Here is a 13,344-nt window from a genome sequence, read left to right as displayed (position 1 = left end):
CGCGAGTGATTCGGTGCTTACTTGTAAGCGCGCTGACGTACTTGCTCAAGACGATCAAGTGCGGCGTCGCGTGTGTCGGGTTTCAACATGTACCGCTCGAATGCATCCATGGCGGCCTGGGTCAACTCCGGGGAAGAGTCTCGATCGAAAAATTGGGAGAGTCCCTGTGCCTTCGCGAGCAGTGCCGCACCCGCCTTCAGATAGGGGTCACTCGGTGGCGGCGCATCCTGATTGACCGGCAGTTCCTCGGTTCGCTCGCCGTACTTGGCTTGCACATCCGCTCGTGTCATGTAGGCGAGGAAGCGGCGTGCATCAGCCTTGTTTTTCGCGTTTGCCGGGATGTGGATCGACTCGATCGGCGCTTCCTCCGCACGAGGGATCGATGGATCGATGACGGGAAACGGCATGAATCCCAGCTTATCGGCGTCAAGGCCTGCTTGCTTCATGGGCGCCACTACGAAATTGCCCATCAGGTACATCGCACCCTTGCCCTGGGCCAGCAACGCCGAAGCTTCCTGCCATGTGTACGACGCGTGATTGGCCAGGAAGTAGCCGGGCTTCGTCAACTGATCCCAACGATCGAACACCGCTCGCACACGCGGATCCTTGAAGGGGACCTTGCCGCCTGTCAGGGCCATGTGGAATACAAATCCGTTTACACGCAGGTCGAGGTAGTCGAACCACGCAAGATTCGGCCACGGTTCCTTGGTCCCGATGACGAACGGCGTGACGCCGTTTGCCTTGAGCTTTGCACATGCGTCGAGCAATTCCTGCCAGGTGCTAGGTGGCTCGATGCCAACTTTCGAAAAAATATCTTTTCGGTAGTAGATGCCCCACTGATAATACGTGTAAGGGATACCCCATTTTTTTCCGTTCAGCATCATTGCGGGGGCGGCGGATTTAAGTTTGGCATCGAGGGTATATTTTGTCCAAATATCGGACACGTCTTCAAAGAGCCCTGCCCGTACGAACGGTTCCATCTTGTGACCTGGGTACCAGTTCACCACGTCGGGCGCGTCGGCAGTCAGGAAGTTCCGGATTGCTGTCTTATAGGCATCGTGGTCGAAGCGGTTTACCTTGACCTGTATGTCGGGATTCTCGGCCTTGAAATCGTTCACGGCCGCATCGAAGGCCGCTTTTACCGCCTGATCGGATGTGTCTGTATTGATGACAAGGGTCGCGGCATTGGCGTTCAGCGCAGTTATTACGATCAATGGCAATAATGCAATTTTCAGTAGTTTCCTTCGCGTCTCCATATGATTCTCCTCATTGATTTTTTGTGGCGCCAGTATTACTGGTAATGGCGTCCGTACATGTCGTAATGTCCATCTGCGTGCATTCGAGCGACCCTTGAGCTACCGGCTCGATCGACGAAATCGCCTTCGATGAATGGCACGGTAGTTGTCGGCGGGTGCGGAGCGAGGCAGCGTCGCAGTGCATTGCCGTCGATATCGAACGCATGCAGTTTGTCGGGAGGCACGGAAAGCGGAAGGCGCTGGCCAGCGCTGACGTTTGTCGCACCAGGCAGTTTGGCGATCCATTGCGAACCCGCGTCACCGCCATTCAGGTAGGCATAGGTCGCTTCGCCCAGGCGCTCCTGCCACATGACTTCACGTACGAAATGCTGCGTCTGAGTGCCGAGAATGAGATCTTCCGGACGAACGCCAAGCGTGAGTGACGCACCCGGACTCAGGTGTCTCGCATCGATGCATGCAGAAAGCACGTCTCCGCTGGCCAGACGCATTTGGGCCAGATGATCGCCAGCGTCCATGAGTTCGGCGTCGATAAAATTCATCTTCGGAGAACCAATGAATTCGGCAACGAAGCGACTTCGTGGATGGTAATAGAGCTCGAGTGGCGGTCCGGATTGCGCCAGGCTCCCCATCCGGCGAGCGGTCTCGCCAGAGTTAAGCAGTACCACTCGATCTGCGAGGGTCATGGCTTCCACTTGATCGTGGGTGACATAAATGGTGGATGCGTGGCCAATTTCGCGATGAATTCGTGCGATCTCGTGGCGTGTCTGCACACGCAAGGCTGCGTCCAGATTGGAAAGCGGCTCATCGAACAGAAAAACACCAGGCTCGCGGGCGATGGCGCGCCCGATCGCAACGCGTTGTCGCTGGCCGCCGGAAAGTGCTCGCGGCTTGCGATCCAGCAAATGTTCGATCTGGAGTGCGTGCGCTACGTTGAGAACCTTTTCTCGGACCATTGCCTTGGGCGTTCCGGACAGCGTCAGTCCGAAGGACAGGTTTTCATACACGGTCATGTGAGGAAAGAGCGCATAGCTCTGGAACACCATCGCCACGCCGCGGCGCGCGGGCGGTACGAGATTCATTCTCTGTTGACCAATATAGATGTCTCCCTCCGTGACATCTTCGAGCCCAGCGATCATGCGCAGCAGGGTGGATTTGCCGCAGCCCGATGCACCAAGAAATACACAGAATTCGCCTTCGGCGATGTCGAGATCGACATTCCGAACGATAGGCGGACTGTTTCCGTACCCTTTGGACACGCCTTTCAGTACTACGCTTGCCATGCCAGTCTCCGTATAACCCTGTTGTTTAACCGCGTACGCATGCTCAATTCGAAGCCTGCACAATCGCGGTACTCTGTGGCGCGACCGTAACGTCTACATACGTGTAGGTAGGGCCATTGCTGCCCTCCGGCTGCTCGGTTTGCGCCGTCTGGGATACGCCATTGACTGTGATCTTGGCGTAGGTGCCAGAGAATCGCGCATGCCACGTGTAGGTCGATCCCCCGGTGGAGTTCTCATTGGTGAGCGTGCTTTTTGTCGTGCCGTCATGTCTGACGGTGACCTTGCCGGTCCCGATCGGGATGTGCGAGACCTGGAGCCAGGTCATGCCGCTGGACGGCAGTTGCGAAATCGTGGTCAACCTGGTGTTAGGTGCATCTGGTTCGACGCCGAGGAGACCGGCAATCGCCTGCCCGACGAGCGTGAATGACACTTCCGGGTAGTCTGCATTGATGAAGCTGTTGCCATAGCCCCCGTGTACGTCGTTGATGTGGTTGTAGACATATTGCATCCATGCCCATGCAGTGGTGCCATCGTGGACGGCGAAGAAAGCGTCGGGAAGGTAGGTCACGGCCTCGAGATTGGCCGGCGTCGAACTGAGCGCAGTGGTGTTGAGCCAGGTCATGTATTGATTGCGACGCGTACCCGGGTCCATGATGCCTTTCATGGGAGGGAACCAACTCATCTCGCCGCCCCATGCGATGGATTTTTGCGCAGACGCGTCATAGCTGCGTACTACCTCGTTCGAGGTGGACGAATAGACACTCCACGGATTGTTGTAATAGGTTCTCAGGTCGCCGGCTTTGTTCGCATAGGTACTCGCCGTCGTGCTATCGCTGGCGGCCGTTGCCAGCTGTTGCATCGCGCGATAGGCCTGATATTGGCTGGACAGCGCGTCGGCCGCTTCGACTGGATTTCCTGGCGCCCCCTCGTTGTAGCTCGCGACGCCAGACCAGATATCGGAGCCGCTTTCCTGCGCGACCTTGACTTGCTGCCCATTGGCCGTCCCATCGGCGAGTATCCCGTAGTGGTCGTCTACGAAGGTACTGACTGTGCCCTGCACGAACGGGTATAGCGAGCCGGTCGTTGATGCATAATCTGCGTCCCCAGTCCAACGATATCCGTCTGCGACACGCTGCACAAGTTCGAATGGTGCAGGCAATTCCCGCACAAACGATGTGTCGCTCGAATAATCGGTTTTCCCAATCGATCCGTCGAAATTCAGCGCCCATGCAGGGTAGTATTGACGCGAGGAAGTTGCCGTCGACGCGAACGCGGTTAGCATTGTCTTGTTTTGTGCGTCGAGTCCCAGCATGTGCGCACCAATGAACTGGTGCGCAAAGTCGCGGGAGTAGTAGTAGGAGCGGAATGGATAGCCAGCCCAGTAAGACAGAGCATATGTCGCGCTGCCTTGGCCACTCTTGTTATTCTCATCCAGGTTGGTGACGCCAGTTGTACAGGCTTGGCGTACCCAGGAGTTGGCCTTTGTCTTCGCCCAGTTGAACATCGCGACGACGGTCGCGTTATCCGAGGAAATTTGCGGATCGTTGGGTGCCGAGGACACGACCTCGATATCGTCGATATTGATCCACTGGCGCCCGCTCGACGACGTGAAGGCGACCGTCACCGTGCTATTCGCGGAAACTGAAACACGCGGGATGGTGTACTTGATGTAATTCGTGGTCGAGATGGCGGGGGGAAGTGTGATCGTCTGAACGGGTTGGCCTGCCACCTGGACTGAAAAGGTACCGCCTGCTCCGTTGGCCGCTGCAATCCATGCGGAGATGTCAAATGATCCGCTTACCGGAGCAGTGACTGCCTGTGAAACAGAATAGCCGTCCGCCCCTGGCAGGAACGCTGCTCGGCTACCGGTGTGCGAGTTGTTCGAAGCGCATCCTGCCCCCGATGTCACAGTCCATGTGCTTGGACAAGCGTAACCCACAGCATCTGCCAGTTCGAAACCCGGATCGCTAAATTTCAGGGTCTGGAAATTGGCCGGGCAAGTGGCATGTGCCAATTCGATCCAGCATAGAGCCAAAGTTGCGCAGAGGACGGTCGCATGGCCGCGATACGGCTCGGGCCCCCGTGGTCGATTGTTTCCTCTCATTTGTAAATCCCCTGTTCAAATTTATATGCATTACTAATTAAATGGCAATCGCGACTTATCGCGGGACTTTGTGGTGCGTTAGCGTACCAATTAATAGCGATGACAGTTGATCACAACATAAATATTAGTAGTACAAATAAATTAGAAGAATCTCAATCTTTCTGAACGAGTAGTTCATAAAAGATGTGTTGCAGACCATTGTTTGGAAGTCATTGTGACGATGACCTACCCTAGCCCTATGCCTTCATTCGCATGGGTAGCCGTTATTCCGCCCACCGACAATTAAATCATGGAAAGAGCTGTTCACCGGCTTGCCTTGAATCCAATGAGCAACAGATTTTCACGTGTGTCGTGTTTGGTCAACTTTCAGTTTCGCTTCTCTATATTTGGAAAACATGCACCGCAGGATTGTCGGACAACCAATGGGGCGACTCCGCGAAAATGCAGCCCATCGGCTGGGTTTCCGGCAATAAGTCCAAGCAACATGTCTGCCGCGTCATTGCCCTCCTTGAACGGCTCGGTACGAACCGTCGTGAGTGGAGGCGCCGCGAATGCCGCGAGCGGAATATCGTCGTAACCGACGACCGCCAGGTCTTCCGGAATGCGCAATCCAGCATCGCGGATCGCGGCCATCGCGCCGAACGCTACAGTGTCGTTACCGGCGAACAGCGCTGTCATGCGAGATGATCGAGAGAGCATTTTTCGCATGGCTTCATAACCGCTTTGCGCGCTGTAATCGGCGAATGCAATCCATTCCGGACGCACATCCAGACCGCGTGCGTCCAGTGCTTGTCGGAAGCCATCCAGGCGGTCGTGCACTACCTGATAGTCCTCGGATGCGAAGCCGATATGTGCAATTCGCTCATGGCAAAGGTCAAGCAGATGCTCCGTTGCTCGTTGAGCGGCAGATCGGTTGTCGACGCCAATAGCACATATCGGTTGCGAATCGGTCAGGTTCGAGCCGAAGACGACGAGCGGAAATTTCTTATGGGCCAGCTTACGGAGGTAGCCATCGTCAAGCCTTCGTGGATTCAGAACCACCAAACCATCGATGCGCCCACTATCCACGAGATCAAGAAACGCTCCCGGGCGGTGCGATTCCTTAATGGGCTCGAGTATGACCTTGTAGCCGTTCGCGTGACATGCTGTGGTCAGCCCTGCGAGAAATCGAGGAAGATAGGCGTCGACGTCGATGTGAATATGATCGCCGTGAGGCATGAGGAGCGCGATCGTTTTCGTCGAACCACTGGCGAGCGATCGAGCCATGGCGTTCGGAACATAGCCGAGCTTTCTAGCTGCCGTGAGCACGCGAGTGCGAGTTTCCTCGCTGATTCCCATGCCGGTGACACCGTTCAACACGAATGACACCGTTGTTCTCGACACACCGGCAAGTTGGGCTACCTGGTTGCTGGTTACGCGACTCACTGGAAATTGCCCCTGATTCGAATCACCTTCAGCGTCAATCTGAAGGCTAAATGCAACTCGCACGGCGATCACTGCCCTGCTGGCTAATCAACGACTAACGCGGGTTAGTATAGGTGCGCGATGCACCAAGTCAAGGTCGGCGAAGCTGGCGTTTACCCGCAGTTCGGGCACTGTCAGGTTGGTGAGGCGATATCGTAGAATCTGGGTCGACGCGTCATCAGCGCCATCCTCGGGCTCGGTTTCGGCATCACTGTTGCGGAAACCTAATCAGAGCGTTTTGGATTGCGGCTAATAACCATCGAATCGTTATGGAACACTGGCTCCAGAATCGGTTAGAGATATCGCCGTACTACCATTTGCACGATGCGATCCGACACGGTCTGTATTCCTAACGGAATTGCCTTGCCATCGAAATTTGGATTTTCCACGCACCGCACGGGAGGCGGAATGCAACTACCCGAGGACAGCCAGTTCCAGAGTCGGTAGAGGTTACTACTCAGGTCCTCTTCATTGCGGGTTGCTCGCGCGGTCAGGCCGGACGACGGCGTTCCTTCGGTCCAGTCCCATTAAAGAGCCTTCAACCTTACTATCCCGATTTCGACTTCAGTTCGTACGTTTCGACACGTCATCAGCGGTTCACTCGCGTTCGTCTTCCTGACCCTCACCTGACGGAGTCGAGCTCCGCCTTTTCCATCAACGCTCACCACGCGAGCGCTTAACTGTCGCCGCTTGTGGCGGTTTGAAGCCTGCTCCTGCAAGCCGACTCCGAGGGCTCGCCCTCGTCTTTGATAAAGCATCACAATGACTCTGACTTCGAACCGTTGCGTTCGTAGCACACGACCCCTCGTACTTGATGCTGCGCCATACGCGCTCAACAAGCACGTTGCCGCGCCAGCTTCCATTGCGGTCCATCGACAGTCGGATGCCTCGGCCCAGAACAGCGTCGGTGAACGCGTTCGCCGTGAACTGGTCGTCGCACGATCTTCGGTCGAGGCTTTACCAGGCTGAAGGTTAGTTTGCGACGCTCCCCACTGTTAATTCACGTGACATGACAATTGTTCAGAATGACTTATGAAAAACATGATACGGTATTAAAAATAACTCTGGAAATTGCCAAAAAAGTCCGTCAATTGAATGGTAGTTTTTGCGTCGCAAAAAGATTTTTCGGTGCTTCACTATCTTGGTAATTGAAGTTTCCGTAAAGCTTAGAGCGGTTCAATGATGACTCTCGCGACGAATCTAATAACATTGTGAAGAGCAGGCATGAAGACGATTTTCAGTGTGTTATGCACTTTCAAAAAAAATACGGGACGGCATGATTCATGCGTAAAAGTGACGAAGACGACGAAATGCATTTCGGGCAAGCGCTCGTAGTCTCGCGCGAGTCTGCGAAAGCGGTTAATCCAGCCGAAGCTATGTTCGACCACCCAGCGCGCTACCGCGTTTGCACCTTTAGCCGTCATATCCCGCGCGTGGACCGCTCTCACGCGCCGATTGCAACGTTCGCCCATCGAGAATCACCGTGCTGGATTGGCCCTGACGTCCGTGTGGCACACGAATTATCGAGCGAAGATCGTCGGTCATCGCTTCGAAGCAGCCTGCACACAGCCATCGTTGGGTTTGCTGGTACGCGGCCTCCCACGGCGGGAAGTTTGTCGGCAACAACCTCCACGGTGCGCCTGCACGGACCAACCAGCCCAACACGTTGCAAAGTTCGCGCAGTTCGTATTGGCGCTGCGGCGCCTCTTCCTTCATCAGCGTCAGATACGGCACAACGAAGTTCCGTTCTTCGTACGTTATGTCACTCGGGTACGGTCTGCGTATTTCCATCCTCTTTGGGCGGGCGCACCGAACAAAAGTGCATAAGACGCTTTAGCCCAGTGGACATTCGTGCAATATGGGAATCGTATTAATAAATAGGCATATAAAAATACAAACGTTAAATATTGATTTTTGCGAAATATTATTCAATATTAATTTAATCACAATGTTGCATCGGGCACAACTTTTTAGACGGCATATGGCATGAAATCTCTAACTCATCCTGCTCGCGCCTATATGCACGACCGCGCATCTCGCATTGGATTTTGACGGGCAATCCAATGCGCACTTGCTTGCCATGCATGACATGGCCAATTTCAACATGTGAGTCAATGCGAGGTAGCTATGGAACTAAAACGAAAACTGGCAAAGAAATTCTTTGTCTTTAATTCCGTAATTGCGGCGTCATTGTTTTCGAGCGCAGCCAATTCGGCAAATTTTGTTGGAAATTATTACGGTGGATTGCCGGAGAAAATCGTAGGCGACACGCTCTTAAAACAATTAACTAACACTTCAATTTTTTCCAAAATTCCCGGTAACAGTGAAACCCTTGGAACGGACGTCGCGGTAAGTTTGTCCGGAACAAAATTTACACAGAAATTTCAATTATTAGTCAATCTGGGTGCGGACAGGTCTGCCAATTTTTATATCCGCCCATCGAGCTTGACTTCTTCGGCGCCAAAGAGCATTGGGACCAATCGAGATAAATCGTGGTACGCGTTCTCAGGAATTACAGCGCGCGTGGATCCATCAAGCCACAGTGTAAAAGTTAACCTATATGGAACTGCGCCATACAAGAACTGGACCACATATCAAAGCAAGTCCTCCGCCCTCTTGTTTCCTTACTATATTGATGGCGCCAATAGCGTTTCATCCAATGGCCTGGCATCGGACTCCTCCGGAAGCGGCATACTTTTTCGGTGGTCAAGCTCCGCAAATTACTCGCTCGATGCAAATGCGACCGCTGCAGTCGTGACTGTATATGTGGCTCCTTCATTGAGCGATTCCAGTGGATACATTTCCGTGAACATCAACCAGGCAACATATGACTCCAATACCGGCGAGATTGTTATTGGAAAGCAGTTGACTGATTCGTTGCAATCATTTTATGTTGATGGTTATTCATTGAGTCAGTGGATGAATTTACCAATTATCGCAAGTTCATCTTCGGCGGCCTTTAACGACGACTATCTATCGGTAGTTGGCAATATTCCAGCGGGGTCTAATCCAACCGACAAATATTTTGCAGATAATGCGGCCGCAGTTTATCTTGGGCACACTGTGACAAAGGCATCTGCCCGACAGCCGCGTGGCATCTCTGACGATTTTTATTATTGTCTCAGCACATTTGGGCTCTGGTGTGTAGAGAGGCTATTCGGTGCCCCATCGATTGATGGCGCGGACGACCATAGAATAGATCCTGTAATTGTCTCGCAACCTCAACCGCCTTCGAATATCGATAGCTTGCAAGCGTACGATGTTGCAGAAATCGGACCGCCGCGACGCAATCCTAACTTGGACGACGTTGATTTGGCGATGAATATGCTGGCTTGTGGCCAAGAAGATCCCGATGACGCGACATCGCCTCTAGCTTGCACCGTTGACGACAGTACCGCAATCGCGGCGTTTACTGCTTTATCACTAGACGATGCTCGTACCATGCGACGTGCATTGCACGACTATGCCGACGCCTTGGAATCCGGAGCGGCAAGCCCACCTACAATTAATACGAATAATAGTGCTGTGAATTCGTGGGCGATTCAAAATCCTGAGTTAGCTGAGACTCTTTTGGATGGTGTGATAAGTGTAATGAATTCGTCGAGCGCTGTGGACCAACCGTCTACCAAAGGGGCCGTGAGAAACCGAGGTAAGAAGATGATTCGTGCTTCTTGCGTCAAATCCTCGTCAGTCCAAGAAGCATCGGATGAGGGATGGATATGCATTAAAAAGGCTAAAGTGAAAACTTCGGATGCCGGAAATCGAACTGGTGTTCCGCCAAATGTTCAACCCGGTGGGCAATATTATCTTCAAAGCGACGGCACGCAGACGGCAAACTTCAATACTCTTATTCGAGAAATTGTCAATTCGTCGCAAATTCCGCCAGGATTTAGTTCATCAAATTTCGGCGCGTCTGTTCGTGCAATTGCACGTGACGGAGCGCCGTCGGGATATAATCGTGGAATCGTTTATCTTATGAATGCGAACTTCCAAGGTCAAGCGAGCAACACCGGTCGGCGATTCGGCTTCGGTTTGCAGCATATTCTTTCCCCCGGCCCTAGTCAGCAACAGCGTGACCGTGGCATTACCCAAGATGCGTCTATTGGTCACCGGGAAGATTGGGCGGCCCTTGGGGTCGGGAATGATACGGCAGGTCAGAATCAGTTGACTCGCATTATTATGAGCGCGGTGACCAGCACAACCGCTATTTCAAGTCAGGCGCAGCGGAATTCGATGGTCGCCGGATTTTCTTACGCTCGCGACTATAGTTCGATCGTGGTTGCTAACGGTTCAACGTACGACACCTACACCAATATTAGAATTGTGATTGGCGGGGATGGAAACATTATTACGGCATATCCCCTGAAAGGAGCAAAACACACTCAAACAAAATCCGATCTTAAATAACTGGATTTGTGCAATCCAATGTGCTCAATTATATTTATCGAGCGTTGCGGATTGAATGTTTTTCCAGTAATCGATTGAAAAATAATTGACCTGTGGAGTACTCCGACATCGGATGGTGTCGGAGTGTTTTTCATTAAATTACGAGAAGATATGCGATTCGATGTCGATGTTTTTTGGGGTAATCGTCCGAATCGTGCGAAATCTGGCGGTCGTCACATGCGGAGGTGCTTGCAGCAAGGCTTCGCAGCTCCGTGACCTTTGCTCAAATAGGGAATGCACAAGCCCTTGATAGGTACGGGTTTTCAGGATCAAAGCGCCATTTTTTGCACGATTCGGACGATTACCCCGTCTCGGACTGTCTGGGCGCGGATTTTTTGGCGCCTCGCGCGCCGACAATCAAGACCATCAACAGTTGAATCGACGAAAGGCCGATGATCGCCGTCGAGACGGCACTGACCTTTAGAGACGGTTTCAAAATGGTCCCGTGGGGCTGTTAACTTTCTCGGCGAGCCGTTAACCTCAGGCATCGGAATAACCGAGGCCGTAGAGATGGGCAAGCCGATCATCGACGACGAACTGTGGATGCTGATCGAGCCGTTACTATCGCCACCCAAGCTGCGGCGCGAGAAGAACCCGGACCGCCTGCCTGTCTCGAATCGCGCCGCGCCGACCGGCATCTTGTTCGTTCTGAAGACCGGACTGCGCTGGCGCGACCTGCCTGCCGAGATGGGGGGCGGCTCGGGCGTGACGTGTTGGCGACGGCTACGCGACTGGCAGGCTGCCGGCGTGTGGGACCGCTTGCACGAGTTGCTCTCGCGAAGCTGCGAGCGGCAGACCAGATCGACTTCTCGCGAGCCGCCGTCGATTCATCATCGATTCGCGCCGTTGGGGCGGGTCAAAAACTGGGCCAAACCCGACCGATCGCGCGCGACCCGGTTCCAAGCACCACATCGTCACCGACGCCAACGGCACGCCGCTCGCCGCTCGCCGCGATCCTGACCGGCGCGAATGTCAACGACGTCACGCAATGCTGCCGCTGATCGACGCGATTCCACCGATTCGCGGATTGCGCGGCCATCCACTGAGCAGGCCGCGTGTGGTCTACGCCGATCGTGGTTATGACTCCGAGCGACATCGACGAGCTTTGCGCAAGCCCGGTATCGAGCCACTGATCGCCAAGCGCCGTACGGAACATGGCAGCGGTCTCGGAAAATATCGCTGGGTCGTCGAACGCACGCATGCCTGGCTGCATCACTTCCGCCGCCTTCGAATTCGTTTCGAGCGTCGTGCTGATATTCACGGCGCGTTCCTCAAACTCGGTTGCTGCTTGATCTGCTGGAATACACTCCGGCGCGTCGAACAGCCTTTATGAAACCGTCTCTTACTGCTTGATCAAAAATCGATCTCGGTTCCGGGCCTGCGCGATCCATGCCGGCGCGCGCCCCTTTCCACTCCATGTCGCACCGGTCTTCGGGTGCCGGTACTTCGGAACGCTCGCGCCTTTTGCGGCGGCAGTGTCTTGTGCTCGGGGCGCACGCTTACGGCCGAAGACGTCCTGCTCGGTCAGTCCATACTCGGCCACCTTCGCGCGCACGTCGGCAATGACTGCCGCGAGCTCCTGGTCACGCAGCGCCGATGCCTCTGCCTGCAATGCTTCGATTTGTGCCTTTACGTCCGAATACGTACGCTTGTTACCTGCCATTGTCATTATCCTGTTGAAATTGATCATCGCCGGCTACCGGCCGGCACGGGGCGCTCGCGCGTCAGGTCCTTTTCGTCCTGCGTGCAGAAGTACGTTAGGGCCGCAAAAACGCCCTGCGCCCGAGCGCTGAGCCCGCCCAAAATGACGGCAGCATTGACCCACCAATGCAAGCGCAATGGCTGCTCCGTACCCCCCACTCCCCGCTGACATACCGACGCCCTTTATCGTCGATTCCGAAGGAGACGGGCTTGCCGCCTTCCTCGAATTCCGAATTCACTCGCTCGTGAATCGGCATGGCTATTCCTCAGTTACATCCGAAAGCCGGAAGACGGTGGAGCGCCATCCGGCTCAGGGGAAGGACGCAGCCCAAGCGCGTCGAGATACGTGTCAAGCGAGCGCTGCACCGATTCCGCGATCAGTTGCGTGATGTCGTCGTAGGCGCCACTTCCACAGGCGCTGTCCAGTGCATCGTAATAGGCGAGCCGATCTTCCTTGCGGACGATTGCCGGCGGATAGCCAGCTTTCATCAACTCGAAGTTCAGCAGGAGCCGCCCCGTCCGTCCATTATCATCGATGAACGGACGGATCTTGGCGAAGCGTGTGTGCAGTTCCGCGGCGCGTTCGACCGGATGCATGGCACCGGCCTTTTCGTACCCGTCGATCAGTGCCGCCATTTCAGCGAGCAGATGAAAGAAGTCGGGCGGCGTCGTGCTCGCACCCGCAATTACAACATTCTCGTGGCGGTAGCGGCCCGCCTCGCCGTCGTTGATGCCTTTCAACACGAGCCCGTGGATGTTGCGGATCTGCCAATCCGACAACGCCTCGGCCCTCGATACAATGCCCTCGACATAGAGGATCGCGTCGCGGTGGTTCGTCGCCTCGAAGTGTTCGCGAAGAGTCTTTCCGCCGACCGTGATGCCTTCGAGCACCACTTTGGTCTCGCGCAGCGTCAAGGTGTTCCCTTCGATCGCGTTCGAGTGATACGTCCACTCCAGCACCAGTTTCTCTCGCAGAGAGGCGACCGTGTGCCGAGGAAACGGACGTGCAGCATCGAGCGTCGCCTTGTCGGCGTCAATCTTCTTTAGCAGCACGGCAGATTGATTCGGCATTTGCCTCTCGAAGCGGATTGTT

7 protein-coding genes and 2 pseudogenes are annotated in these 13,344 nt (G+C 54.6%); 2 read left to right on the top strand and 7 right to left on the bottom strand.

Annotation, left to right across the window (positions count from 1 at the left end):
• Nucleotides 1-17: 17 nt before the first annotated feature.
• The 5 genes and pseudogenes from WS70_RS09560 to WS70_RS09535 form a co-directional block, all read right to left on the bottom strand.
• Complete coding sequence (locus WS70_RS09560; protein ID WP_059597367.1) at nucleotides 18-1,256, bottom strand: ABC transporter substrate-binding protein; 1,239 nt, start codon at nucleotides 1,254-1,256, stop codon at nucleotides 18-20.
• A 35-nt stretch (nucleotides 1,257-1,291) separates the two neighbouring features.
• On the bottom strand, nucleotides 1,292-2,536 hold the full coding sequence (locus tag WS70_RS09555; RefSeq protein ID WP_082722283.1) for an ABC transporter ATP-binding protein: 1,245 nt from the start codon (nucleotides 2,534-2,536) through the stop codon (nucleotides 1,292-1,294).
• A gap of 43 nt (nucleotides 2,537-2,579) precedes the next feature.
• A complete protein-coding gene (locus WS70_RS32800) occupies nucleotides 2,580-4,640 on the bottom strand; it encodes a carbohydrate-binding protein (protein ID WP_082722282.1) in 2,061 nt (686 codons plus the stop codon).
• Between the two features lie 366 nt (nucleotides 4,641-5,006).
• The gene (locus WS70_RS09545) at nucleotides 5,007-6,104 is read right to left on the bottom strand and encodes a LacI family DNA-binding transcriptional regulator (protein ID WP_418230152.1); all 1,098 of its coding nucleotides are present in this window, start codon (nucleotides 6,102-6,104) and stop codon (nucleotides 5,007-5,009) included.
• A 1,298-nt stretch (nucleotides 6,105-7,402) separates the two neighbouring features.
• A pseudogene (locus WS70_RS09535) lies at nucleotides 7,403-7,895 on the bottom strand (transposase); the annotation flags it as partial.
• A gap of 336 nt (nucleotides 7,896-8,231) precedes the next feature.
• On the opposite strand from WS70_RS09535, the gene WS70_RS31445 reads away from it, so the two are divergent.
• The gene (locus WS70_RS31445; RefSeq protein WP_159082877.1) at nucleotides 8,232-10,511 is read left to right on the top strand and encodes a hypothetical protein; all 2,280 of its coding nucleotides are present in this window, start codon (nucleotides 8,232-8,234) and stop codon (nucleotides 10,509-10,511) included.
• A gap of 549 nt (nucleotides 10,512-11,060) precedes the next feature.
• Nucleotides 11,061-11,883 (top strand): annotated as a pseudogene (locus WS70_RS09525) (IS5 family transposase).
• A gap of 9 nt (nucleotides 11,884-11,892) precedes the next feature.
• On the opposite strand, the gene WS70_RS09520 reads toward WS70_RS09525, so the two are convergent.
• Both WS70_RS09520 and WS70_RS09515 read right to left on the bottom strand, forming a co-directional pair.
• Complete coding sequence (locus tag WS70_RS09520) at nucleotides 11,893-12,213, bottom strand: H-NS histone family protein (protein ID WP_059471607.1); 321 nt, start codon at nucleotides 12,211-12,213, stop codon at nucleotides 11,893-11,895.
• Nucleotides 12,214-12,521: 308 nt separating this feature from the next.
• Nucleotides 12,522-13,322, bottom strand: a complete 801-nt coding sequence (locus WS70_RS09515) for a Fic family protein (RefSeq protein ID WP_059597362.1) — start codon at nucleotides 13,320-13,322, stop codon at nucleotides 12,522-12,524.
• Between the last annotated feature and the right edge of the window lie 22 nt (nucleotides 13,323-13,344).

This window comes from Burkholderia mayonis (assembly GCF_001523745.2).
In the GTDB taxonomy this organism is placed as follows: Bacteria; Pseudomonadota; Gammaproteobacteria; order Burkholderiales; family Burkholderiaceae; genus Burkholderia; species Burkholderia mayonis.
The sequence above is the reverse complement of the archived record's forward strand: the minus strand, read 5'-3'. Positions and strand labels throughout refer to the sequence as shown.

Coding starts and splice junctions, on each gene's coding strand:
- WS70_RS09560 (WP_059597367.1), bottom strand. CDS start 1,256: ATGGAGACGCGAAGGAAACTACTGAAAATTGCATTATTGCCATTGATC.
- WS70_RS09555 (WP_082722283.1), bottom strand. CDS start 2,536: ATGGCAAGCGTAGTACTGAAAGGCGTGTCCAAAGGGTACGGAAACAGT.
- WS70_RS32800 (WP_082722282.1), bottom strand. CDS start 4,640: ATGAGAGGAAACAATCGACCACGGGGGCCCGAGCCGTATCGCGGCCAT.
- WS70_RS31445 (WP_159082877.1), top strand. CDS start 8,232: ATGGAACTAAAACGAAAACTGGCAAAGAAATTCTTTGTCTTTAATTCC.
- WS70_RS09520 (WP_059471607.1), bottom strand. CDS start 12,213: ATGGCAGGTAACAAGCGTACGTATTCGGACGTAAAGGCACAAATCGAA.
- WS70_RS09515 (WP_059597362.1), bottom strand. CDS start 13,322: ATGCCGAATCAATCTGCCGTGCTGCTAAAGAAGATTGACGCCGACAAG.